The 24,136-nt window shown below is 72.7% G+C and carries 20 protein-coding genes; 11 read left to right on the forward strand and 9 right to left on the reverse strand.

Annotated elements, in window-relative coordinates; all coding sequences use genetic code 11:
* Positions 1 to 63: 63 nt before the first annotated feature.
* The 3 genes from ACFXJ5_RS30150 to ACFXJ5_RS30160 all read right to left on the reverse strand — a co-directional run bounded on the left by ACFXJ5_RS30150 (position 64) and on the right by ACFXJ5_RS30160 (position 4,289).
* Positions 64 to 1,284, reverse strand: a complete 1,221-nt coding sequence (locus ACFXJ5_RS30150) for an acetyl-CoA C-acetyltransferase (RefSeq protein ID WP_384637842.1) — start codon at positions 1,282 to 1,284, stop codon at positions 64 to 66.
* Positions 1,285 to 1,399: 115 nt separating this feature from the next.
* Entirely contained in the window at positions 1,400 to 2,239 is an 840-nt protein-coding gene (locus ACFXJ5_RS30155) for an inositol monophosphatase family protein (RefSeq protein ID WP_384637845.1), read from the reverse strand.
* 664 nt (positions 2,240 to 2,903) lie between these two features.
* Positions 2,904 to 4,289, reverse strand: a complete 1,386-nt coding sequence (locus ACFXJ5_RS30160) for a cystathionine beta-synthase (RefSeq protein ID WP_384637848.1) — start codon at positions 4,287 to 4,289, stop codon at positions 2,904 to 2,906.
* A gap of 356 nt (positions 4,290 to 4,645) precedes the next feature.
* On the opposite strand from ACFXJ5_RS30160, the gene ACFXJ5_RS30165 reads away from it, so the two are divergent.
* Both ACFXJ5_RS30165 and ACFXJ5_RS30170 read left to right on the forward strand, forming a co-directional pair.
* Entirely contained in the window at positions 4,646 to 5,392 is a 747-nt protein-coding gene (locus ACFXJ5_RS30165) for a hypothetical protein (RefSeq protein WP_384637850.1), read from the forward strand.
* Positions 5,393 to 5,507: 115 nt separating this feature from the next.
* Positions 5,508 to 6,575, forward strand: a complete 1,068-nt coding sequence (locus tag ACFXJ5_RS30170) for an SGNH/GDSL hydrolase family protein (protein ID WP_384637853.1) — start codon at positions 5,508 to 5,510, stop codon at positions 6,573 to 6,575.
* 10 nt (positions 6,576 to 6,585) lie between these two features.
* Here ACFXJ5_RS30170 and ACFXJ5_RS30175 read toward each other — a convergent pair whose 3' ends face one another.
* Positions 6,586 to 7,044, reverse strand: coding sequence for a hypothetical protein (locus ACFXJ5_RS30175; RefSeq protein ID WP_384637855.1), 459 nt, complete (start codon positions 7,042 to 7,044; stop codon positions 6,586 to 6,588).
* Positions 7,045 to 7,183: 139 nt separating this feature from the next.
* Between ACFXJ5_RS30175 and ACFXJ5_RS30180 the strand changes: the two genes are divergently transcribed.
* The gene (locus ACFXJ5_RS30180) at positions 7,184 to 8,539 is read left to right on the forward strand and encodes an AMP-binding protein (RefSeq protein WP_384637857.1); all 1,356 of its coding nucleotides are present in this window, start codon (positions 7,184 to 7,186) and stop codon (positions 8,537 to 8,539) included.
* A gap of 145 nt (positions 8,540 to 8,684) precedes the next feature.
* On the opposite strand, the gene ACFXJ5_RS30185 is transcribed toward ACFXJ5_RS30180, so the two are convergent.
* Genes ACFXJ5_RS30185 through ACFXJ5_RS30200 form a run of 4 tightly spaced genes read right to left on the reverse strand, consistent with a single transcriptional unit; the run spans position 8,685 to position 12,049 of the window.
* Entirely contained in the window at positions 8,685 to 9,617 is a 933-nt protein-coding gene (locus ACFXJ5_RS30185; protein WP_384637860.1) for an ABC transporter substrate-binding protein, read from the reverse strand.
* Between the two features lie 30 nt (positions 9,618 to 9,647).
* Positions 9,648 to 10,310 (reverse strand): ABC transporter permease, encoded by a 663-nt coding sequence (locus ACFXJ5_RS30190; RefSeq protein ID WP_384637863.1) that lies wholly within the window; start codon positions 10,308 to 10,310, stop codon positions 9,648 to 9,650.
* A 6-nt stretch (positions 10,311 to 10,316) separates the two neighbouring features.
* Positions 10,317 to 10,970 (reverse strand): ABC transporter permease, encoded by a 654-nt coding sequence (locus ACFXJ5_RS30195; protein WP_384637866.1) that lies wholly within the window; start codon positions 10,968 to 10,970, stop codon positions 10,317 to 10,319.
* Positions 10,967 to 12,049, reverse strand: a complete 1,083-nt coding sequence (locus tag ACFXJ5_RS30200) for an ABC transporter ATP-binding protein (protein WP_384637868.1) — start codon at positions 12,047 to 12,049, stop codon at positions 10,967 to 10,969. The genes ACFXJ5_RS30195 and ACFXJ5_RS30200 overlap by 4 nt, the downstream gene beginning before the upstream one ends.
* 172 nt (positions 12,050 to 12,221) lie before the next feature.
* Here ACFXJ5_RS30200 and ACFXJ5_RS30205 point away from each other — a divergent pair, with 172 nt between their 5' ends.
* The 3 genes from ACFXJ5_RS30205 to ACFXJ5_RS30215 all read left to right on the forward strand — a co-directional run bounded on the left by ACFXJ5_RS30205 (position 12,222) and on the right by ACFXJ5_RS30215 (position 15,256).
* Positions 12,222 to 13,658 (forward strand): aromatic amino acid ammonia-lyase, encoded by a 1,437-nt coding sequence (locus ACFXJ5_RS30205; protein WP_384637898.1) that lies wholly within the window; start codon positions 12,222 to 12,224, stop codon positions 13,656 to 13,658.
* 61 nt (positions 13,659 to 13,719) lie between these two features.
* The gene (locus ACFXJ5_RS30210) at positions 13,720 to 14,601 is read left to right on the forward strand and encodes a MurR/RpiR family transcriptional regulator (protein WP_384637871.1); all 882 of its coding nucleotides are present in this window, start codon (positions 13,720 to 13,722) and stop codon (positions 14,599 to 14,601) included.
* 94 nt (positions 14,602 to 14,695) lie between these two features.
* The gene (locus ACFXJ5_RS30215) at positions 14,696 to 15,256 is read left to right on the forward strand and encodes a hypothetical protein (protein ID WP_384637873.1); all 561 of its coding nucleotides are present in this window, start codon (positions 14,696 to 14,698) and stop codon (positions 15,254 to 15,256) included.
* A 30-nt stretch (positions 15,257 to 15,286) separates the two neighbouring features.
* Here ACFXJ5_RS30215 and ACFXJ5_RS30220 read toward each other — a convergent pair whose 3' ends face one another.
* Positions 15,287 to 16,585: a diaminopimelate decarboxylase gene (locus ACFXJ5_RS30220; RefSeq protein ID WP_384637876.1), complete on the reverse strand. Its 1,299-nt coding sequence runs from the start codon at positions 16,583 to 16,585 to the stop codon at positions 15,287 to 15,289.
* Positions 16,586 to 16,711: 126 nt separating this feature from the next.
* On the opposite strand from ACFXJ5_RS30220, the gene hutU reads away from it, so the two are divergent.
* The 5 genes from hutU to ACFXJ5_RS30245 all read left to right on the forward strand — a co-directional run bounded on the left by hutU (position 16,712) and on the right by ACFXJ5_RS30245 (position 24,031).
* Complete coding sequence (gene hutU / locus ACFXJ5_RS30225; RefSeq protein ID WP_384637878.1) at positions 16,712 to 18,400, forward strand: urocanate hydratase; 1,689 nt, start codon at positions 16,712 to 16,714, stop codon at positions 18,398 to 18,400.
* Between the two features lie 17 nt (positions 18,401 to 18,417).
* Positions 18,418 to 19,605, forward strand: a complete 1,188-nt coding sequence (locus tag ACFXJ5_RS30230) for an allantoate amidohydrolase (RefSeq protein WP_384637901.1) — start codon at positions 18,418 to 18,420, stop codon at positions 19,603 to 19,605.
* Positions 19,596 to 20,960, forward strand: a complete 1,365-nt coding sequence (locus tag ACFXJ5_RS30235; RefSeq protein ID WP_384637880.1) for a formimidoylglutamate deiminase — start codon at positions 19,596 to 19,598, stop codon at positions 20,958 to 20,960. The genes ACFXJ5_RS30230 and ACFXJ5_RS30235 overlap by 10 nt, the downstream gene beginning before the upstream one ends.
* Before the next feature lie 196 nt (positions 20,961 to 21,156).
* Entirely contained in the window at positions 21,157 to 22,335 is a 1,179-nt protein-coding gene (gene hutI / locus ACFXJ5_RS30240) for an imidazolonepropionase (protein WP_384637883.1), read from the forward strand.
* Positions 22,336 to 22,387: 52 nt separating this feature from the next.
* Positions 22,388 to 24,031, forward strand: coding sequence for a beta-N-acetylhexosaminidase (locus ACFXJ5_RS30245; protein WP_384637885.1), 1,644 nt, complete (start codon positions 22,388 to 22,390; stop codon positions 24,029 to 24,031).
* The last annotated feature ends 105 nt before the right edge of the window (positions 24,032 to 24,136 follow it).

The raw sequence follows: 24,136 nt of genomic DNA on the forward strand, positions 1-24,136 counted from the left end.
GTCCTGGGGGCGGTTAGATTGCGACTTAGCTCACGGCGATTGAACCCGGATTCGCGGGGAAGCTCAGGACAGTCGCTCGATGACCATGGCCATGCCCTGGCCGCCGCCGACGCACATCGTCTCCAGGCCGAACTGCTTGTCGTGCCACTGGAGCGAGTTGATCAGCGTCGTGGTGATGCGGGCGCCCGTCATACCGAAGGGGTGGCCGACCGCGATCGCGCCGCCGTTGACGTTCAGGCGGTCGAGGTCGATGCCGAGGTCCCGGTAGGAGGGGATGACCTGGGCGGCGAAGGCCTCGTTGATCTCGACCAGGTCGATGTCGGAGATGCCCAGGCCGGCGCGCTTGAGCGCCTGCTTCGAGGCCTCGACCGGGCCGTAACCCATGATCTCGGGGGACAGGCCCGACACGCCGGTCGACACGATCCGGGCCAGCGGGGTCAGGCCCAGCTCGCGCGCCTTGGTGTCGCTCATGATGACCAGCGCGGCGGCGCCGTCGTTGAGCGGGCAGCAGTTGCCCGCGGTGACCGTGCCGTCGGGGCGGAAGACCGACTTGAGGCCCTCCACTGCTTCGAGGGTCACGCCGGCGCGCGGGCCGTCGTCCTTCGAGACCACGGTGCCGTCCGGGAGGGTCACCGGGGTGATCTCGCGCTCCCAGAAGCCCTTCTTGATGGCTTCCTCGGCCAGGTTCTGGGACCGTACGCCGAACTCGTCCTGGTCGGCCCGGGTGATGCCCTTCAGGGCCGCCAGGTTCTCGGCGGTCTGGCCCATCGCGATGTACGCGTCGGGGATCAGCCCGTCCTCGCGCGGGTCGTGCCACTCCCCGCCGCCGTGCTCGGCCCGGTCCTGCGTACGGGCCTCGGCCTCGCCGAAGACCGGGTTCTTGGTGTCGGGGAGCCCGTCGGAGCTGCCCTTGATGGTGCGGGAGACGGTCTCGACGCCGGCCGAGATGAAGACGTCGCCCTCGCCGGCCTTGATGGCGTGCAGCGCCATACGGGTCGTCTGGAGCGAGGAGCTGCAGTAGCGCGTGATCGTACAGCCGGGAAGGTGGTCCATCCCCATCTGCACGGCCACGATCCGGCCCAGGTTGTAACCCGCCTCGCCGCCCGGCAGGCCGCAGCCCAGCATCAGGTCGTCGATCTCACGCGGGTCGAGGCCGGGGACCTTGTCCAGGGCGGCCTGCACGATCGTCGCGGTGAGGTCGTCCGGGCGCAGGTCCTTGAGGGATCCCTTGAACGCCCGCCCGATCGGCGAACGGGCGGCAGAGACGATCACGGCTTCGGGCATCGCGACACTCCTCGTCGAGGCGGCAGGACTCTCTGGGAAGTTACCCGCACGTAGCGCAGTCCGTCACGCGCTACGTGCTGTGACACGGGCCTCTTTCTGAGCGCCCGCTTAGTCCTTACGCCGACAGTAGCGCCGCCACCCGCCGTGCGGCCACCGCGTCACGCCCCGCCGCGAAGGGCTGCGCCCCGTCCGCCATCCGCCACGGGCCGCTCCCGTCGGCGCGCAGCACGGCGCCACCCGCCTCCGCGACCAGCAGGATCCCGGCCGAGTGGTCCCACGGGTTGTCGTACACGTACGTCACCGCGTCCAGCTGCCCCCGCGCCACGTCCAGGTAGTCGCACCCCGCCGAACCGCTCGCGCAGGCCTTGATCCCGTGCACCGGGCCCAGCCCGTAGAAGCGGTCGTACTGCTCGGCGGTGAGATGGGCCGGCCGGGCGCTCGCCATGTGCAGCACCTCGGCGGCCTCGCCGCCTTCGCCTGGGGCGAGGCGCAGCGGCCGGCCGTCCAGCAGTGCGCCCTCGCCGCGGCGGGCGACCGCCATCCGCCCCGAGGCGGGGTGGTGGATCCAGGAGGCGAGCAGCTCCCCGCCCTGGGCGAGGGCGACGAGGGTGACGAAGGACGGCACTCCCCGTACGAAGTTCGACGTCCCGTCGATGGGGTCGATGATCCACACCGGGTCCTCGCCCAGCAGCGCGTCCCGCAGCGACGGGTCGGCGTGCACCGCCTCCTCCCCGATCACGGCGGATCCGGGCAGCAGCGCGGTGAGGGCCTGTGTGAGCCGCTCCTCGATCCTGCGGTCGGCCACCGTGACGAGGTCGAGGGGGCCCTTCTTCTCCGTGACGTCGGCGTCGGAGAGCTTCCCGAAGCGGGGCGTCGCTTCTTCGGCCACGACGTTGCGTATGAGCGTTTCGACGGTGGCGAGGGAGGTGATGGGCGCGGCGGCGGCTCGGATCATGCGGGACATGGAACCAGACGCGTGTTCGGGGCCGCGCCCCGCCCGGTGGGTGGTTGCCGTCGCGTGGCGCCTGCGGGCCCGTGGCCGGGAGTTTTTCTCCCCGCACCCGCCCCTTCCCGAACCGGGGCTCCGCCCCGGACCCCGCTCCTCAAACGCCGGAGGGGCTGAGGGGCAGTGGTGACCGAACGGCCGACGGTGCGCCAGGATCTGCGGTTCCGGGTCGGCGAGTGAGCCGAAGCGGAGCGGGCGATGTCGAAATGGGGACACCTCCCAGCGGAAGCGCTGGGGGAGAGAACGCGCACAGTCCGCGAGGAACGAGCGAGCGAGCACGATCGACTTCCCCCAGACTCCGTCTGGGAGGTGCCCCCACAGTGACTCAGCGCAGCGGAGGCGAACTCGCCTCAAAAAAAGAGGGGCTTAGCGCGGGGACCGCCGCACCCCCGTTGCCGGGGGGCGGGACGACGGCGGTCCCCGCGAGGGACACGAGCCGGGTCAGGGCCGGGCTTCGCGTCCTAGGGTCACCATGGAGGTCCGGGAGCCGCTCCGGAGGTCCTTGGCGCCACATTTTTGGGTTGTCGTCCTGCTGACATCCCCTAATGTGCCGGACCCGTGTTAAGCGCGTGCTGCGCGGACGTGACGCCCCTGTACCACTTCGCGGAACTGCCTACTTCGCTTCCTCCGCCAGGAACGCCAGCAGGTCCTGGCGGCTGACGACACCCGTCGGCTTGCCCTCGACCAGCACGATCGCGGCGTCCGCCGTGCCCAGCACCGCCATCAGGTCGGCGACGGGCTCGCCCGAGCCGACCTGCGGCAGCGGGGCGCTCATGTGCTGCTCGAGGGGGTCGTCGAGCGTGGCGCGCTTGGTGAAGAGGGCGTCGAGCAGCTCGCGCTCCACGACCGAGCCGACGACCTCCGCCGCCATGACGTCGGGGTGGCCGGCGCCCGGCTTGACGATCGGCATCTGGGAGACGCCGTACTCGCGCAGGACCTCGATGGCCTGGCCCACGGTCTCCTCGGGGTGCATGTGCACCAGGTGCGGGATGCCGCCCTCCTTGCGCTGGAGGACGTCGCCGATGCGGGCCTGGCCGTCGCCCTCGTCGAGGAAGCCGTGGGAGGCCATCCACTCGTCGCTGAAGATCTTGGTGAGGTAGCCGCGGCCGGAGTCCGGCAGCAGGACGACCACGACGTCGTCCGGGCCCAGGCTCTCCGCCGCGCGCAGCGCCGCGACGACCGCCATGCCGCAGGAGCCGCCGACGAGCAGGCCCTCCTCCTTGGCGAGGCGGCGGGTCATCTGGAAGGAGTCCTTGTCGGAGACGGCGATGATCTCGTCGGCGACGTCGCGGTCGTAGGCGGTGGGCCAGAAGTCCTCGCCGACGCCCTCGACCAGGTACGGACGGCCGGAGCCGCCGCTGTAGACCGAGCCTTCGGGGTCGGCGCCGATGACCTTGACCCGGCCCTCCGAGACGTCCTTGAGGTACCGCCCGGTGCCGGAGATGGTGCCGCCGGTGCCGACGCCCGCCACGAAGTGGGTGATCCTGCCCTCGGTCTGGTCCCACAGCTCGGGGCCGGTGGAGGCGTAGTGCGAGGCCGGGTTGTTGGGGTTGCTGTACTGGTCCGGCTTCCAGGCGTTCGCGGTCTCGCGGACCAGCCGGTCGGAGACGTTGTAGTACGAGTCCGGGTGGGAGGGGTCGACGGCGGTCGGGCAGACCACGACCTCGGCGCCGTACGCGCGCAGGACGTTGATCTTGTCCATGGACACCTTGTCCGGGCAGACGAAGATGCACTTGTAGCCGCGCTGCTGGGCCACGATGGCCAGGCCGACGCCCGTGTTGCCGGAGGTCGGCTCGACGATCGTGCCGCCGGGCTTGAGCTCGCCGCTCTTCTCCGCCGCCTCGATCATGCGCAGTGCGATGCGGTCCTTGACCGAGCCGCCGGGGTTGAAGTACTCGACCTTGGCCAGGACGGTCGCCTGTAGCCCAGCGGTCACGCTGTTGAGCCGCACCAGCGGGGTGTTGCCGACGAGGCTGATCATCGAGTCGTGGAACTGCACCGTCAATACTCCTTCGTGGGGAATTGCCGTCCCGCTCGGTGGCGCGGAATGTCACCCGTTCGCTACACTACGTGACGTGCCTTCGGGTGCCGGTCAGGGCTTGGCCGTCATGAGGTCGTTGCTGCGTCCAAGTGAGAAGCCCCCTCCGTCGGGAGGGGGAGGAGTCACTGTCTCCGGGTTCTCCGAGAGAGATGAGGCAAGCGTAAGCGCTCCGGCGTCTCTGCGAACACGTGCTTCATACCGGTGTCACACATCTCGTGCACCGCGACGTTAGAGTCGCGGCGTGTCGCGTTCACGACACGCCGCGCTAACGTCACTGGGGGTGGCAGATGCCTGGGCACCCTGCTTCCGAACTGATGAGCCTCGCTGCCGAACTCGGGTCCGTACAGGACCGTCTCGCGGGCCTCGCCGCCGCTTTAGCGGGCGGCCGGCAGCCGGCGCCGCTCGGCGGCATCGCCGAGGTGGTCCACGGGGAGGCCGAGCAGCGCGGCTGCGTGCAGCGGCTCCAGCTGGAGGCGCGCAAGGAGGTGCTGGGATTCGTCCGGCCGCCGTACGTCGACCAGGCCAACGAGGTGCAGGCGGAACGGCTGGCCGCCGGGGTCAGTTACCGCTCCCTGTACGAGGCCTCGGCGCTGGACTACCCCGGCTCGGCCGACATGCCCGGCTTCATCCCACCGGGGGAGCAGGCCAGGGCCACCCCGCGCGTCCCCATGAAGCTGATGATCGTCGACGGCGAGCGTGCACTGCTCCCGCTGCACAGCGATGGCCACGGCGAGGGCGAGCACGGCGATCTCGCCTCCGCAGGACTGCTGCTTCTGCACCCGTCGGTGCTGGTCGACGCGCTGCTGGAGCTGTTCGAGGACCGCTGGCTGCGCGCGACGCCGCTGCGCTTCGCCGCCGACCCGGAGGTCCCGGCCTCGCCCGCGCTCGACGCCCAGCTGCTGTCGCTGCTGATGTCCGGCCTGCCCGACAAGGCCATCGCCACCCAGCTCGGCGTCTCGCTCCGTACGCTCCAACGGCGCATTCGGGCGCTCATGGAATCCACCGGTACCGCCAATCGCACGCAGCTTGCCTGGTACGTCGCTCAACAGCGCCTCGCGTGACCCCCGGCTCAGCATGGCGGGGGTTGCATCGGGCACACGACGGGGCACTTACGTGTTGAAAGGGTGTGGGCCGCTGTCATTGGTCCGTACCTCGTAACGGGAGGTGGACGCGAGCATGTCGAGGGCCCGGGTCGCACGGCGTATCGCACAGGCCGCCGCGTACGGCGGCGGTGGAATCGGCCTCGTGGGTGGCGCCGCAGTAGGCCTGCTGCTCACCGAGGTCGCGCTGGCCAGACGGACTGTGGGCGGCTCCGACGCCGTCCCGCCGCGTGCCGACGGCCGCTATGGCTCCGCATTCGCCCAGCTCCCCTATCAGCGCCCGGGGGAGCCGCCGCTTGTGCTGGGCTTTCTGGGTGATTCCACCGCCGCGGGCCAGGGTGTCCACCGGGCTCGCGAGACCCCCGGCGCCCTGCTGGCCTCCGGGCTGGCGGCGGTCGCGGAGCGGCCCGTCAGGCTGATCAACGTCGCGAACCCCGGCGCGATGTCCGACGACCTGGCCCGCCAGGTCACGCAGCTGCTGGACGGCGACGGCGACGGCACCCCGGGGGAGGAGGTGCCCGCCCCGGACGTCTGCGTCATCATGATCGGCGCGAATGACGTGACCCGGCGGATGCCGCCCGCGAAGTCCGTACGTTTTCTCTCCGACGCCGTACGGCGGCTGCGCGAGGCCGGCACCGAGGTCATCGTCGGCACCTGTCCCGACCTGGGCAGCGTCGAGCCGGTCTACCAGCCGCTGCGCTGGGTCGCCCGGCGGCTGAGCCGTCAGCTGGCGGCCGCCCAGACCATCGGGGTGGTCGGCGTCGGCGGCCGTACGGTGTCGCTGGGGGACCTGCTCGGACCTGAGTTCGAGTCGCGGCCGCGCGAGATGTTCGGCCCGGACAACTACCACCCCTCGGCGGAGGGCTACGCCACCGCCGCGATGGCCATGCTCCCCACGCTCTGCGCCGCCCTCGGCCTCTGGCCCGAGGAGGACCGCCCCGACGCGCGGCGTGGCGAGGGTGTCCTCCCCGTCGCCCAGGCCGCGGCCGAAGCCGCCGGCGAGGGTGGTACGGAGGTCGCCGCCGCGGCCGGCACGCTCTCCGGCCCCCGGGGCCGTTGGGCCCTGCTCATGCGGCGTCGCCGTCGGCGTCTCCCGGGCGGCGAACCGGTCGGCGTCGAGACGGCTGCCCCGGCGGAGCCGTAGGCCTCGGCCGTCAGTCCTCCCAGGCGTCGTCATCCTTGGGGTGGCGGCGCCGGGCGAGGCCGCGCTCGGCGACGACCGCGCCCACGGACTGGGCCACGTTGACCCCGACGATGCCGGTCCAGGTGATCAGGAGTCCGGCCAGCCCGGCGTTCGCGGAGCCGATCGCGGACAGCGGGATCGCGAAGATCAGGGAGAAGCCGGCCATGCCGTAGCGCGCGGCGAAGCGGCCCCCGCCTCCGCCGCCCGCCGGGCCGCGGCTGGGGGCGACCTGGCGGCCGGCCCGGGCGAACGAGGTCTGGCGCTGGGCGAGTTCGCGGCGCACGCGACGCTCGACGTGGCTGTCGAGGCGTTGGTCGATCTTCTCCATGAAGGAGTCGACCAGTGCGGACTCGTACTCCTCGCCCAGATCCTTGCGCACCTGGATGGTGGCGGCGAGTTCCTTCTTGAGCTCTTGGTCGCGGGCATCCATGGACGACACCGTACGGAGCCGGGCGGTGCTTGGCACTGGGGTAAACCCCCTAACGCTGTCAGGGGCCAGCCCCCTCCCCGGGGAGGAGCCGGTGCGTAGAGTCGGCGGTGCGCTGGCCTGCTGACCTTGGAGCCGAACGATGCACCTGCTGCCCGCCCTCACGGCCACGGCCGACACCGGTGACGCCGTCACCGTCGCCGGCCGGTCCTGCTCCCGCGAGGACCTGCTCGGCGCGGCCGGCGCCGTCGCCGCACGCATCGGCGGCGCCCCGGCCGTCGCCGTGGACGCCTCGGCGAGCCTGGAGACCGTTGCCGCCGTGGTGGGCGGGCTGCTCGCCGGCGTGCCCGTCGTTCCGGTGCCGCCCGACGCCGGGCCCGCCGAGCGCGACCACATCCTCCGCGACTCCGGCGCGCACCTCCTGCCCCCGGTCGACTTCGGCGAGCGCGCGGACTGGCACGGCGCCGACCCGGCCGACGACGCGGCCGCCCTCGTCCTCTACACCTCCGGGACCACCGGCGCCCCCAAGGGCGTCGTCCTCTCCCGCCGGGCCGTCGCCGCCGACCTCGACGGACTGGCCGCCGCCTGGGACTGGACGGCCGACGACGTGCTCGTCCACGGACTTCCGCTCTTCCATGTGCACGGCCTCGTGCTCGGCGTCCTCGGCGCTCTGCGGACCGGCAGCCGCCTGGTCCATACGGGCCGCCCCACCCCGGAGGCGTACGCGGCGGCCGGCGGCTCCCTCTACTTCGGCGTGCCGACGGTCTGGGGCCGGGTCGCCCAGGACCCCTCCGCCGCACGGGCGTTGAGCGGTGCCCGGCTGCTGGTGTCCGGCAGCGCCCCACTGCCGGCGCCGGTCTTCCGCGACCTGGAGGCGCTCACCGGTCAGCGGCCGGTCGAGCGCTACGGGATGACCGAGACCCTCATCACGGTGAGCACCCGGGCCGATGGCGAACGCCGGCCCGGGTCCGTCGGGCTGCCGATCGACGGCGTCGCGACCCGGCTGGTGGGGGAGGACGGCGAGCCGGTCGCCCGCGACGGTGCGTCCGTGGGGGAGCTGCAGGTCAAGGCGGCGACCCTCTTCGACGGCTACCTGGGACGGGCGGACGCCACCGCCGCCTCCTACGCGGCCGACGGCTGGTTCCGTACCGGCGACATGGCCGTCATCGAGCCGGACGACATGCACCGGATCGTCGGGCGCGCTTCGACCGACCTCATCAAGTCCGGCGGCTACCGCATCGGTGCCGGCGAGGTCGAGAACGCCCTCCTCGACCACCCGGCCGTCCGCGAAGCGGCGGTCGTCGGCGCGCCCCACCCCGACCTCGGGCAGCAGATCGTCGCCTACGTCGTCGCCGACGGAGTGAGCGAGGCCCAGCTCATCGACTTCGTCGCGGGCCACCTCTCCGTGCACAAGCGGCCGCGCCGGGTCCGCTTCCTCGACGCGCTTCCGCGCAACGCGATGGGCAAGCCCCAGAAGCGGCTCCTGCCGCCGACCTAGCCGGTCGCTGCGCCGCGCCTGCGGCGGGCTCCGCCGACCCTCTTGTGGGGCTTCCCGCCGCCGGCGTCCGCAGGCGCAGCAAGCGGACAGTCGCCGACGGGCGGAAGCCCCACAAGAGGTCCGCGCTCACCGGTGCGGGGGCGGGTCAGCCGGTGAGGGCGTGGGCGGAAGCCCACGACGCGGCGACGCGGTCGGGGTCTTTCTTCTGGTTGTCGACGAGGTCGTCGAGCTTCATGAGCTCGTCGGTGGTGAGGGCGGCGCCGAGGCGGGCGAGGGCCTTGCGGACCTTGGAGTCGGCCTTGGCGCTGCGGATGACGGGGACGACGTGCTGGGCGGGGATGAGCTGCTGGGGGTCTTCGAGGACCACCCAGTCGTTCTTGGCGATGTCGACGTCCGTGGAGAAGAGGTTGGCGACCTCGACCTGGCCCTTCTTCAGGGCGCCCTTGACCAAGGGGCCGGAGGCGTCCAGCGACTTGAACTCCTGGAAGGAGACGCCGTACACGTCCTTGAGGCCCACCAGGCCCACGACGCGGGTCTTGTCTTCCGCGGGGCCGCCGAAGACGAGCTTGCCGTCGAGCTTCTTGAGGTCGTCGAGCGAGGCGAGCCCGTACTTGTCGGCGGTCGCCCGGGTGACGGCGAAGACGTCCTTGTCCTCGGCGGCCGCGTACGGCAGGACCTCCAGGGTGTCCGGCAGGACGGCGGCGAGGTCGTTCTGGAGGGCGCCGGGGTCGGTGGCGGTGGCCTTGGGCTTCAAGTAGAGGAGCAGGCTGCCCTGGTATTCGGGGAGGAGGTCGATGTCGCCCTGCTTGAGCGCGGGGACGACGATCTCGCGGGAGCCGAGGTTGGGCTTGACGGTGGCTTTGACGCCGACGCCGCGCAGGGCCTCCGCGTAGAGGTAGCCGAGGATCTGGTTCTCGGTGAAGTTGGCGGTGCCGATGACGAGGCCGCCGGCGGAGCTCGCGGCGCCGGTGCTGCCGGAGGCGGAGTTGTTGTCCAGGGAGGTGATGCCGCCGCAGGCGGTGAGGGCGGGAGCGGCGGCGGTGGCCAGCAGGCCGGTGAGGAGGGTCCTGCGGTTCATAACGTGGGCTCCGTAAAGGCCGTGGAGGAATTACGCGGTGCGGTGACGGAAGAGCAGCTTCTGCAGGCCCCCGAGGGCGAGGTCGAGGGCGACGGCCATGAGGGCGACCAGCAGGGCACCGCCGAGCACCTGGACGAGGTCGCGCTGGGCGAGGCCGTCGAAGACGTAGCGGCCGAGGCCGCCGAAGCTGACGTACGCGGCGATGGTGGCGGTGGCGACGACCTGGACGACCGCGAGCCGGACGCCGGTCATGATCAGGGGGAGGGCGAGGGGGAGTTCGACCTGCCACAGCACCTGCATGCCGGTCATGCCCTGCCCCCGGGCGGCGTCCTTGGTCTCGGGGTCGACGGCGGCCATCCCGGCGTACGTGTTGGTGACGATCACCGGCACCGCGAGGGCCACCAGCGATACGTACACCGGCCACATGCTCAGCCCGCTGACCAGGAACACCAGCGTGACCAGGCCGACGGTCGGCAGGGCGCGGCCGAAGCCGGCGAGGTTGATGGCGAGGAAGGCGCCGCGTCCGGTGTGGCCGATGAGCAGGCCCAGCGGGAGGGCGATGACGGCGGCGGCGATCGTGGCGAGGATCGAGTACTGGAAGTGCTCGGCGAGCCGGTGGGCGATGCCGTCCGTGCCGGACCACTGCGAGCCGCTGACCAGCCAGCGGGCGAGGTTCTTGAGGAGCTCGAGCATGGCCGGTCAGGCCCCCTTACGGGCGCGGGCCCACGGAGTGCAGACGTACTGGACGCCCACGAGCAGCCCGTCGGCGGCGAGGGCGAGCAGCAGGGTGAGGACGACGCCCGCGACGACCGGGGTGGGGAAGTCGCGCTGGAAGCCGTCGGTGAAGAGCTGGCCGAGGCCGCCGTAGCCGATGTAACTGGCCACGCTGACCAGGGAGATGGCCATGACGGTGGCGACCCGTACGCCCGCCATGATCACCGGCAGCGCGAGTGGCAGCTCGACGGTGAGGAGGGTGCGCAGCGGCTTCGTACCCATGGCGACGGCCGCCTCGCGGGCCCGCGGCGGGACGCTGTCCAGGCCTTCCACGGTGTTACGGAGCAGCACGACCAGCGTGTAGACGGTGAGGCCGATGATCGCGCTGGTGCGGGTGAGCCCGGTGATCGGCAGCAGCAGGACGAAGAGCGCCAGGGACGGGATCGTGAACAGGACGTTCGTGATGCCGAGGACGACCCCGCGCAGCGCCTTGACCCGGTGGGCGACGACGGCGAGCGGCAGGGCGATGACGGTGCCGAGGAGCACGGCGGGCACGGCGGTGGAGAGGTGGTCGAGGGTGAGCGAGGTCAGCTCGCTCGTGTGGTCGGGGAACCAGCTCCATTCGATGGCGAGGCTCATGCCGCCGCCTCCGCGTGGCTGCGGGAGCCGTGCTCGTGGATCCGCTCGCGGGTGGTGATCCCGAGCAGTGCCCCGGCCGCGTCGACCCGGGCCACCGCCCCGGCGGGGGAGGCGACCGACTCGTTGAGCGCGGCCAGCAGCGAGTCGGTGTCCCGCAGCGCTCGTACGGGCAGCAGCGGCGCCTCGTCGCCCTCGGGCCCTTCGGTGTCCCGCCAGCCCGCGGGCGTGCCGTCGGGGGAGGTGACCAGCTGCCAGCGGCCGCCCTCGGCCACGGGCTCGTACGGGACGTCGGCCAGGGGCGTCAGCGAGAGCAGCTTCAGGCCGCGTTCGGCGCCCAGGAAGTCGGCGACGAAGTCGTCGGCGGGGCGGGCGAGCAGTTCGGCCGGGGGAGCGCACTGGACGAGGTGGCCGCCGGTGCGGAAGACGGCGATGCGGTCGCCGAGCCGGACGGCCTCGTCGATGTCGTGGGTGACGAAGACGATGGTCTTCTTCAACTCGGCCTGCAGACGCAGGAGTTCGTTCTGCAGCTGGGTGCGGACCACCGGGTCCACCGCGCCGAAGGGCTCGTCCATGAGCAGCACCGGCGGATCGGCCGCCAGTGCCCTCGCGACCCCGACGCGCTGCTGCTGTCCGCCGGAGAGCTGGTGCGGGTAGCGCTTGCCGGCCTCGGTGGTGAGGCCGACGGTCTCCAGCAGCTCGGCGGCGCGGGCGCGCGCCTTGCGGCGGCCCCAGCCGAGCAGCAGGGGGACGGTCGCGATGTTGTCCAGGACCGTGCGGTGCGGGAAGAGGCCCGCCTGCTGGATGACGTAACCGATGCCCCTGCGGAGTTCGGCGGCGTCGACGGCCCGCACGTCGCGGCCGCCGAGACTGACCGTGCCCGCTGTGGGGTCGACCATACGGTTCACCATGCGCAGCGTGGTTGTCTTACCGCAGCCGGATGAGCCGACGAGGACGGTGATCCCGCCCTCCGGTAGCTCAAGACTGAGGTCGTCCACTGCCGTGGTGCCGTTCGGATAGTGCTTGCTCACTGCGTCGAACTTGATCACCAGATGCCCCTTGCCCGGACTGCATATAGTCATGCAGAGTCTTTCTCGGCTGAATAGAAGTCAATAGAAAGATGTAAATCGCGGGTTACGGTGGCTCGCGATTCGGACAAAAAAGCAGGAAAAGGGGCGAGGTCACGTGGTTTTGTCTCATATACCGGACACCGAAACGGCGGCGGCCCGTCACGTCGCCCTCGACGGCCGCCACATGTCCGTCGCCGACATCGTCGCTCTCGCCGGCGGCGGCCCTGTCGCACCCGCCCTCGACCCCGCCGCCGTCGCCCGCGTCGAACGCTCCTGGCTCGCCGCCGCCGAGGTCGCCGCCACCGGCCGGGTCTACGGCCGCAGCACCGGCGTCGGCGCCAACCGCACCCTCGCCGTCGCCGCCGAGGACGCCGAGGGCCACGGACTGCGGCTGCTGCGCAGCCACGCCGGCGCGATCGGCGACCGGGTCCCGGCCCGCGAGACCCGCGCCATGCTCGCCGTACGCCTCAACCAGTTGCTGGCCGGCGGTGCCGGGCTGCGGCCGGACGTCGTCACCGCCCTGGCGGAGGCACTGCGGGCCGGCGCCTACCCCGTCGTCCACGAGTACGGTGCCGTGGGCACCGGCGACCTCGCCGCGCTGGCCCAGACCGGGCTCGCCCTCGTCGGCGAACACACCTGGGAAGGCGGCCCGCCACCCGCCCCCATCGCCCTCGGCACGGGCGACGCACTCGCCCTGATCAGCAGTAACGCCCTCACCCTCGGCCAGGCCGCGCTCGCCCTGCACGAACTGCGCGGGCTGCTCCGGGCCACGCACGCCGTCGCCGCGCTGTCGCTGCTGGCCGTCGGCGGCTCCCTGGAGGCGTACGCCGCCCCGGTCCACGCCGCCCGCCCGCACCCCGGGGCGGTGCGCAGCGCGGCCGAGATGCGCCGTCTCCTCGGGGCCCCCGACCTGCCGGCCGCGCCGTCCGGCTCGCGGATCCAGGACCCGTACGGCTTCCGCTGCCTCCCGCAGATCCAGGGGCCGGCCCTGGACGCGGCCGACGCGCTGGAGCGGGTGCTGGAGACCGAGTTCAACGCGGCGGCGGAGAATCCGCTGATCAGCTCGGACGGCCCGGGCGGCCCCAGCGCCTGGCACCACGGCAACTTCTTCGCCGGTCATGTCGCTCTCGCCCTGGACGCCTTCCGGCTGGCCCTGCTCCAGACCGCCCAGCTCTCCGCCGCGCGCCTCTCCGCGCTCGCCGACCCCGGCCTCACCGGCCTGCGGCCCTTCCTCGCCGACGGCCCCTCCGCCGGCTCCGGCGTCATGATCCTGGAGTACGCGGCCGGGGGCGCCCTCGCCGAGCTGCGCACCTGCGCCACCCCCGCCACCCTCGGCAACGCCGTCCTGTCACGCGGCGTCGAGGAGCAGGCCAGCTTCGCCTCGCAGGCCGCCCGCCTCACCCTGCGCTCCGCACCCGCCTACCGCCAGGTCCTGGCCTGCGAGCTGGTCACCGCACTGCGGGCGCTGCGCCAGCACGCCCTCCTGCCGGACGCCGACCGGCCCGTCGGCCAGGCGTACGCGGCCGCCGCCGAAGTCCTCGGCATGGACATGGCCGACCGGCCGCTCACCGGGGACGTCGCGGCGGCCGCCGCCCTGCTCGACGCACTGGGGGCGCTGTGAACGGCGGGCACATGGCAGTCTTTGCCGCAGGAGCCACGGGAAAGGAAACGGGGAGAGTCTGATGGGCACCGACATGGGGACCGACAACGGCAACGGGCATGGCAACGACGGCGCTTCCGCGCGCCTGATGAAGCTCTTCGAGGCCCACCGCCTCACGCCCACCCAGCGTCGCATCGCCCACAGCCTCGTCCGGCGGGCCGCCGACGCGCCCTTCCTCTCCAGCGTCGAGGTCGCCGAACTGGCCGGCGTCAGCCAGCCCTCCGTCACCCGCTTCGCCGTCGCGCTCGGCTTCGACGGCTACCCGGCGCTGCGCCGCCACCTGCGCGAGGTCGCGCCCGTCGGCGCGTCCGGCGGCGAGCCCACGGACACGTACAACGAGTACCAGGAAGCCGTCCACGCCGAGATCGAGAACCTCCGCCACCTCGCCGCCCTGCTCGCCGACCCCGAGCCCGTCGCCCGCGCCGGGGCGCTGCTGGCCGCCTCCCGGCCGCTCGTCGTCCTCGGCCTGCGCGCCGCCGGCGCCCAGGCGGGCGGCTTCGCCTACTTCGCCGGCAAGGTCCACCTCGACGTCCGCCTCTTCACCGAGGGCGGCACGCTGCTCGCCGACCGCATCGACGACGCCGTACGGGCCGGGGCCTCCGCCCTGCTCTGCTTCGCTCTGCCGCGCCACCCGCGCGAGGTCGTGGACGCCCTCGCCTACGCCAAGGCCGCCGGGCTCACCGTCGTCACGGTCGCCGACAGCGCCTTCGCGCCCGTCGCCGCCCACTCCGACCTGCTGCTCCCGGCAGCCGTCGGCACCGGCCTCGCCTTCGACACGGCCTGCGCGCCGATGCTGCTCGGGCGGGTGCTGCTGGAGGCCATGTGCGACGGACTGCCGGATGCGCAGGCGCGGTTGGAGGAGTTCGACGCGCGGGCCGCCGAGCGCGGCCTGTTCGTCGACTGAGTCAGCGGCCAAAAGCTCGGTCTTAACGCGATTTTGAGGTTCGCTGAGTACCCTCCCCAGCACCGGTAAGCGTGCGAGGAACAGGAGGACAGCGGTGGTGCGCGGAGCGTACGTACTGGCCAGGGTCGCGGTGACGGTCCGCGTGGCGGCGCGGTGGCTGTGGTGGCTCGGAATACTCGCGGCGGGGATCGGCGTCTTCGTCCCCAGCCTCCTCGGGCGGCGCATCGGCGTCCTCGCGGGCGCCGCACTCTTCATCGTCGCGGCCGCCCTCGCCTTCTGGCTGCGCCGCAAGCGCTACGTCACCCTCGCCGACGCGGCCACCCGAGCCCCGAAGTCCGTCTTCCTCCAGGACCGCCGCGTCACCGCCCGGGCCTGGACCCGCTCCCGCCGCTGGTGGCTGCTCCTGGCCTTCCTTCTGGCCGTCGCCACCTCCGCCGTCGCACCGGCGACCGGCGGTCTGCTGCTCGCCGGCCTCGGCTTCGGCCTCTGGGCCAAGGCCCTCTGGCTCGGCCGCCTCGAACGCTCCCGCGACGTCCTGCTCTGGGTGCGCCCGGAGGCCGGCCGGGACGATGCCGCCTACGAGACCACGGGCCCCGTGGCCGGTGACGCCGGCCCGGGCGGCTCACGGCGGAAGGCATCGGCGGCGGTGCGCTAGTGCCGGGAGGGGCACTAGGCAGGCCCTGACCTAGCCGCCGCTCTCGGCCACCAGCTCGTCGAGCGTCTGCGGCCGCCGTACGGTCTCGAAGCGCACGGCGCCGTCCTCGCCCACCTCGAAGCCGTAAACCCCGGGCCGGGGCAGGGAGTTGTACGCGAAGTGGTTGGAGAAGTAGTAGGCCCCCGTGTCGAGGAGCGCGACCAGGTCGCCCTCCTCCAGCAGCGGCAACTCCCGCCCCTGCGCAACGAGGTCGCCCGCGAAGCAGCACGGCCCGGCCACGTCCTGCACGACGGCCGGGCCGTCCTTGGCCCGGCCCTTTCCGTCCAGGGCCAGCACCCGCAGGGGCCAGGCGTCGGGCGCGAAGACCGTACGGGTCGCGACCTGCGCCCCCGCGTGCGTGATCGCGATGGCCCGGCCGCCCGCCGACTTCGCGTACTCGACCCGCGCCAGCACCAGCCCCGGCTTGGCCAGCAGCGCGCGGCCGAACTCGGTCACCAGGCCGTACCGCCCGTCGAAGAGCCCGGGGACGGCGGCCCGCAGCATGTCCGCGTAGTCCCGGAAGCCCGGCCGGACCTCGTCCGAGGTGAAGTTCACCGGCAGGCCGCCGCCGATGTCGATGACGGTGATCTGCTGCCGCCCGGCGGCGGCGTTGATCCGCTCGGCCAGCTCGTACGCGGCCCGGACCCCGTCCGTCATCAGATGCAGCGGCACCCCCTGCGACCCGGTGTGCGTGTGCAGCCGATTCAGCCACGGGCGGTCCAGATACGCCCGTACGACCGCCTCCTCCGCCCCGGGGTCACGCAGTGCGAAGCCGAACTTCGAGGTGGCCGTCGCTGTGCTGGTCGACCCGATCGCGCCGGCCCCGACCTGCGGGTTGACCCGCAGCCCGACGGAGGAGGCGGTGTCGCCGGGGCGCACCAGCCGGTCCAGCCGTGCCAGCTCCTGCGGATTGTCCGCGTTGACCGCGATGCCCAGCGCCAGCGCGGTCCGCAGTTCCCCGGGCGTCTTCGCGGGCGAGTCCAGCACGATTCTCTCCACCGGCATCCCGGCCGCCCGCGCGATCGCCAGCTCGCCCGGACTGGCGACCTCGGCCCCGACGCCCTCCGCCGCCAGCAGCCGCAGCACCGGCACGAGCGAGGCCGCCTTCACCGCGAAGGTGTGCAGCACCTCCACGCCCGGCGTTTCGAAGGCCTTCCGCAGCTCTGCCGCCGCATCCCGGATAGCCTCGAGGTCAAGCAGCCCCGCCACGGGCTCCTCCGGCCCGATCAGCCCCCGCTCGACCGCCGCGCGCATCGCCTGTCCCCGCCGCTCCACGAGATCCGCAGTCATGTGCACAAGCCAAGCATTCGCTGCCGCACGGCGCCAGGTGGCCTGTTCAGGTGGCAGGTGTTGACTAGCGCTATTCAGATTGCGATGATCTGAATGAATCAATCCAGTCGCGAGGAGGCCCCGCCCATGACCGGCACCGGACCCACCGGATCCACCGGACCGAGGACCGTACGCGCCCCGCGGGGCACGGCGCTCAGCTCCCAGGGCTGGCAGCAGGAAGCCGCTCTGCGCATGCTGCAGAACAACCTCGACCCCGAGGTGGCCGAGCACCCGGAGAAGCTGGTCGTCTACGGCGGCACCGGCAAGGCGGCCCGCGACTGGCGGTCGTTCGACGCCATGGTCCGTACGCTGCAGAGCCTCAAGCAGGACGAGACGATGCTCGTGCAGTCCGGCCGCCCGGTCGGCGTCATGCAGACCCACGAGTGGGCACCGCGCGTGCTGATCGCCAACTCCAACCTGGTCGGCGACTGGGCCAACTGGGAGGAGTTCCGCCGCCTGGAATCCCTCGGCCTCACCATGTACGGCCAGATGACCGCCGGGTCGTGGATCTACATCGGTACGCAGGGCATCCTGCAGGGCACGTACGAGACCTTCGCCGCCGTAGCGGAGAAGAAGTTCAACGGCACCCTGGCCGGCACCATCACCCTCACCGCCGGCCTCGGCGGCATGGGAGGCGCCCAGCCGCTGGCCGTGACCATGAACGGCGGCGTCGCGATCTGCATCGACGTCGACCCGCGCGCCATCACCCGCCGGATCGAGCACCGCTACCTCGACGTGCAGGCGAAGAACCTCGCGCACGCGCTCCAGCTGGCCACCGACGCCCGCGACAAGCGGCAGCCGCTCTCCATCGGCCTGCTCGGCAACGCGGCGGAGCTGCTTCCGCAGATGCTCGCCGAGGGCGCGCCGATCGACATCGTCACCGACCAGACCAGCGCCCACGACCCGCTCGCCTACCTCCCCGTCGGCGTGAGCTTCGACGACATGGCCTCGTACGCGGCCGAGAAGCCCGCCGACTTCACGCAGCGGGCCCGCGAGTCCATGGCCAGGCACGTCGAGGCGATGGTCGGCTTCATGGACGCGGGCGCCGAGGTCTTCGACTACGGCAACTCGATCCGCGGCGAGGCCCAACTCGCGGGCTACGAACGCGCGTTCGCGTTCCCCGGCTTCGTCCCCGCCTACATCCGGCCGCTGTTCTGCGAGGGCAAGGGCCCGTTCCGCTGGGCGGCGCTGTCCGGCGAGGCGTCCGACATCCACAAGACGGACAAGGCGATCCTCGACCTCTTCCCCGAGAACGAGTCCCTGCACCGCTGGATCAAGTTGGCGCAGGAGAAGGTCCACTTCCAGGGCCTGCCCGCCCGCATCTGCTGGCTCGGCTACGGCGAGCGCGACAAGGCCGGCGAGCGCTTCAACGAGATGGTCGCCGACGGCACGCTCGCCGCGCCGATCGTCATCGGCCGCGACCACCTCGACTGCGGTTCCGTGGCCTCCCCGTACCGCGAGACCGAGGCCATGCTCGACGGCTCCGACGCCATCGCCGACTGGCCGCTGCTCAACGCCATGGTCAACGTCGCCTCCGGCGCGTCCTGGGTCTCCATCCACCACGGCGGCGGCGTCGGCATCGGCCGCTCCATCCACGCCGGCCAGGTCACGGTCGCCGACGGCACGAAGCTCGCCGGCGAGAAGATCCGCCGCGTCCTCACCAACGACCCGGGTATGGGCGTCATCCGGCACGTCGACGCGGGCTACGACCGCGCCGACGAGGTCGCCGCGGAGCGCGGCGTACGCGTGCCGATGCGCGAGGGCGGGGACGCGTGACCTCCTCGTTCCACGAGATGTGGCGGGACCTCCGTCCGGTCGGCCGCGACGCCGACAGCGGGGGCTACCGCCGCTACGCCTGGACCGGCGCAGACGCGGACTGCCGGGCCTGGTTCCGTACCGAAGCCGAAACGCGCGGGCTCACCTACGAGGTCGACCGCAACGGCAACCAGTGGGCCTGGCTCGGCGACCCCACCGCCGGGGACGCGGTCGTCACCGGCTCGCACCTGGACTCGGTGCCGGACGGCGGGGCCTTCGACGGGCCGCTGGGCGTCGTGTCGTCGTTCGCCGCGCTGGACGAGCTGCGCGCCCGTGGAGCCGCCCTCGCCAAGCCCCTGGCGATCGTCAACTTCGGCGACGAGGAGGGCGCCCGCTTCGGCCTGGCCTGCGTGGGCTCACGCCTGGCGGCCGGACAGCTGACCCCCGAGAAGGCGGCGCAGCTCCGGGACGCGGACGGCGTCAGCCTCCCGCAGGCCATGGAGCGCGCCGGGTACGACCCGGCGGCGATCGGCGCGGACCCCGAGCGGCTGGCCCGCATCGGCGCCTTCGTCGAGCTGCACGTCGAGCAGGGCCGGGCCCTCGCCGAGACCCCGCACGCCGTGGGCGTGGCGTCGGCCATCTGGCCGCACGGCCGCTGGCGCTTCGACTTCCACGGCGAGGCCAACCACGCGGGCACCACCCGTCTGGAGGACCGTCGCGACCCGATGCTGACGTACGCGAACACCGTCCTCGCCGCCCGCAAGAAGGCCCGGCTGGCCGGCGCGCTCGCGACCTTCGGCAAGGTGGCCGTCGAGCCGAACGGCGTCAACGCCATCGCCTCGCTGGTCCGGGGCTGGCTGGACTCCCGCGCCGCCGACGAGGCGACCCTCGACGAGGTCGTCGCCGAGATCGAGCGCGCGGCGGTCGAGCGCGGCGCCCGCGACGGGGTCACCGTCCGGGTCACCCGGGAGTCCTTCACTCCGGTGGTCGAATTCGCCCACGACCTGCGTGACGAGCTCGCCAAGCTGCTCGGCGGGGCTCCCGTCCTCCCGACCGGCGCCGGACACGACGCGGGAATCCTGTCCGCTGCCGTCCCGACAGCCATGCTGTTCGTACGGAACCCCACCGGGGTCTCGCACTCGCCGGCCGAAACGGCGGCCGAGGACGACTGCCTCGCCGGGGTCACCGCACTCGCCGACGTACTGGAGGGCCTGGCGTGTCGCTGACGCCGCAGATCTACTGGGCGGAGTACGCCTGGCTCGACGACACCGTCGAGCCCTCCGTGGTCATCTCCACCGCCTCCGACGGCCGCATCACCGCCGTACGCCCCGGCGTCGAGGCCCCGCCCGCCGGGGCGGTCTCGCTGCGCGGTCTGACGATCCCAGGGCTTGCGAACGCCCATTCGCACGCCTTCCACCGCGCCCTGCGCGGCACCGTCCAGGTGGGCTCCGGCACCTTCTGGACCTGGCGCGAGATCATGTACGGCGTCGCGGCACGGCTCACCCCGGAAACGTACTTCGCGCTCGCCCGCGCCGTGTACGCCGAGATGGCGCTGGCCGGCATCACCTGCGTGGGCGAGTTCCACTACCTCCACCATCAGCCCGACGGCACCCCCTACGCCGACCCCAACGCGATGGGCGAAGCCCTCGTCTCCGCCGCCGCCGAGGCCGGTATCCGCATCACCCTGCTGGACACCGCCTACCTCTCGTCCGGGATCTTGAACGGGCACAGCGGCGCCGCCCCCGACCCCCACCAGCGCCGCTTCAGCGACGGCGACGCCCACGCCTGGGCGGTCCGGGCGTCCGCTCTGACGGACCGCGCCCACGCCCGCATCGGCGCCGCGATCCACTCCGTACGGGCCGTCCCGGCCGACCAGCTCGCGACCGTCGCGGAGTGGGCGCACGACCGCGAGGCCCCGCTGCACGTCCACCTCTCCGAGCAGACCGCCGAGAACGACGCCTGCCTCGCCGCGTACGGCCTCACCCCGGCCGGACTGCTGGCCGAACACGGTGTGCTCGGGCCGCGTACGACCGCCGTCCACGCCACGCACCTCACTCCCGAGGACATCGCCCTGCTCGGCGGCTCCGGCACGACCATCTGCATGTGCCCGACGACGGAACGGGATCTGGCCGACGGCATCGGCCCCGCCAAGTCCCTGGAGCTGGCCGGCAGCCCGCTCACCCTCGGCAGTGACAGCCACGCCGTCATCGACCTGTTGGAGGAAGCCCGGGCCATGGAGCTCGACGAACGCCTCCACACCCGGACCCGCGGCCACTGGACCGCCGCCCGGCTGCTCCGTGCCGCCACCGCCGACGGCCACGCCTCCCTCGGCTGGCCCGACGCCGGCCGCCTCCAGCCCGGCTCCCTCGCCGACTTCGCCACCGTCGCCCTCGACTCCGTCCGCACCGCCGGCGCCCCCGCCCGCCTCGCCGCCGAAACCGCCGTCTTCGCCGCCACCAATGCGGACATCCGCCACACCATCGTCGCCGGCCGCCACATCGTCCGCGACGGCCACCACCAGCTCGTGCCCCACACGGCGGGCGAGCTGGCGAAGGCGGTCGCCCAGGCGCTGGGTGGCTAGGCCGGCTGCCACCGGGCCGCACCCGGGTACGAAACGATCAGGCCCACGGACCAGCGCCGTCGGGGTGCGGCCCGTTGCCGGGTGCGGGCCGGTTGGGCCAGCCCTCCCCCAGCCTTCGGCCGGGGGGACCCCCACCTCGCTTCGCTCGCCTCAGGCGAGCGGCCTACCCCCAACCGACCCGAGAAAGAAGAGGCGTATGACCACGACCGTCGTCACCAACATCGGCAGCCTGGTCACCAATGACCCCGCCCTGGGCGAGGGCCCGCTGGGCCTTGTCGGGGACGCCGCCGTGGTGCTGGACGACAAGACGGGTACGGTCGCATGGGTCGGCCCCGCCGCGGACGCCCCCGCCGCCGACACCGCGTACGACGCGAAAGCGCGCGCCGCGATCCCCGGTTTCGTGGACTCGCACTCCCACCTGGTGTTCGCGGGCGACCGCACCCAGGAGTTCAACGCCCGCATGTCCGGGAAGCCGTACACCGCGGGCGGTATCACGACGACCGTCGCAGCCACGCGCGCCGCGAGCGACGCCGAGCTGGACGCCAATGTCCGGCGCTACGTCAGCGAGGCGCTGCGCCAGGGCACGACGACCATAGAGACGAAGTCCGGCTACGGCCTGACGCCTCACGACGAGGCCCGCGCCCTCCGCATCGCCGCCGCCCACACCCCGGAGACGACCTACCTGGGCGCGCACATCGTCGCGCCGGAGTACGCGGACGACCCGGCGGCGTACGTGGAGCTGGTCACCGGCGAGATGCTGGACGCGTGCGCGCCGTACGCCCGCTGGGTGGACGTGTTCTGCGAGCGCGGGGCCTTCGACGGGGACCAGGCCAGAGCCGTTCTGACCGCAGGTCAGAAGCGCGGGCTGATCCCGCGCGTGCACGCGAACCAGCTGGGCCACGGCCCCGGCGTGCAGCTCGCGGTGGAGCTGGGCGCGGCCTCGGCGGACCACTGCACGCACCTGACGCAGGCGGACGTGGACGCCCTGGCGGGGAGCGGGACCGTGGCGACCCTGCTTCCCGGTGCGGAGTTCTCGACGAGGGCGGAGTACCCGGACGCGCGGCGGCTGCTCGACGCGGGGGCGACGGTGGCGCTGTCGACGGACTGCAATCCGGGGTCGTCGTTCACCACGGCCATGCCGTTCTGCATCGCGGTGGCCGTACGGGACATGGGGATGACCCCGGACGAGGCCGTCCACGCCGCCACCCTCGGCGGGGCGAAGGCGCTGCGCCGCGCCGACGTCGGCCGGATCAGCCCGGGGGCGCGTGCGGACCTGGCGTTGCTGGACGCGCCGTCGCACATACATCTCGCGTACCGGCCGGGCGTGCCGCTGGTGTCAGCCGTATGGCGGGGCGGCGTGCCCGAATTGGTGTAGACCTTACGAGGTCCGGGCAAGGGCCACCGAACCGGGTGGTAGGGCTGAACGTATGAGACGACGAAGTGTGGTGTCCGCGCTCCTGCTCTCCCTCGGCGTCGGCGCGGCGGTACCGGCCGCCGCCGCAGACCCGGCATCGGCCCCCGCGCAGGCACCCGCACCGGCATCGGCGACCGCAGCGGCACCGGCCCCGGCACCGACGGCAGCCGCCCCGCGCCCGCTCGGGCAGGTCGTCCCCGTGCCCGCGTCCGTCAAGGCGGCCGGTGGGCCGTTCACCCTGGCCGAGGACGCGGCGATCCACGTACCGGCCGGATCGCCGACCGCCGCCGCCGTCGGCCGGTACCTGGCGGACATCCTGCGCCCGTCGACCGGGTACGACCTGCCGCTCACGACCAGCACCCGGCGCCAGGGCATCGTGCTCGCCCTGGACGGCGGCGGGGACACCGGCAGCGAGGGCTACGGCCTGCAGTCCACGCCGCGGGCGGTGGTGATCAGGGCCGCATCGACGGCGGGCCTCTTCCACGGCGTGCAGACCCTGCGTCAGTTGCTGCCCGCCGCCGTGGAACGGGACTTCCCCCAGCTCGGCCCCTGGACCGTCGCCGGGGGCACGATCATGGACCGCCCGCGCTATGCGTACCGGGGCGCGATGATGGACGTGGCCCGGCACTTCCACTCCGTGGTGCAGGTCGAGCGCTATATCGACCAGCTCGCGCTCTACAAGATCAACCGCCTGCACCTCCACCTCACCGACGACCAGGGCTGGCGGATCGCCATCTCCTCCCGCCCCCGCCTGACCACGTTCGGCGGCAGCACCCAGGTCGGCGGCGGCGAGGGCGGCTACTACACGAAGGCCGAGTACCAGCAGATCGTTCGGTACGCGGCGAGCCGCTACATGCTCGTCGTCCCCGAGATCGACATGCCGGGCCACACCAACGCCGCCCTGGCCTCCTACGCGGAGCTCAACTGCGACGGCGTCGTGCGCGCCCCCTACACCGGCACCGCCGTGGGCTTCAGCTCACTGTGCGTGCCCCATGCCGCCAGCGACGCCTTCATGGACGACGTCATCCGCGAGGTCGCGGCGATGACCCCGGGACCGTATCTGCACATCGGCGGCGACGAGGCGCGCGCGACCAGCCGTGCCGACTACATCGCCTTCATGGAACGCGCCCAGCAGGTCGTCGCCCACTACGGCAAGACCGTCATCGGCTGGCACCAGATCACCGCCGCCCCCATGGCCCCGGGCGCGATCGCCCAGTACTGGGGCACCAAGGGCGACGAGGAGTCGGTCGCGGCCGCCGCCCGCTCCGGCACCCGGCTGATCATGTCCCCGGCGAATCACGCCTACCTCGACATGAAGTACGACGAGGCGACGCCGATCGGGAAGACGTGGGCCGGCTACACCGAGGTCCGGCAGGCGTACGACTGGAATCCCGCAAGCGTGGTGCGCGGCGCGCCCGCCGCCTCGGTGATGGGCGTCGAGGCCCCGCTGTGGTCGGAGACGGCCAGCGACAGCTCCGACATCGAATACCTGGCCTTCCCCCGCCTTCCGGCGATCGCCGAGCTCGGCTGGTCACCGGCGGCCACCCACAGCTGGACGTCCTTCCAGCAGCGCCTGGCCGCCCAGGGCCCCCGCTGGACGGCGCTGGACATCGGTTACTACCCGTCGCCTCAGGTGCCCTGGAAGTTCGCGTACTGAGGCGCACCAAGGCGTACCAAGGCATATGAAAAGCGGCGGCCCCGGCATGATCATGCCGGGGCCGCCCCGAAGGGGTGTGACGGGCGCACACCACGACGAGCATGC

The sequence above is a fragment of the Streptomyces sp. NPDC059373 genome, from assembly GCF_042751495.1.
GTDB lineage: Bacteria > Actinomycetota > Actinomycetes > Streptomycetales > Streptomycetaceae > Actinacidiphila.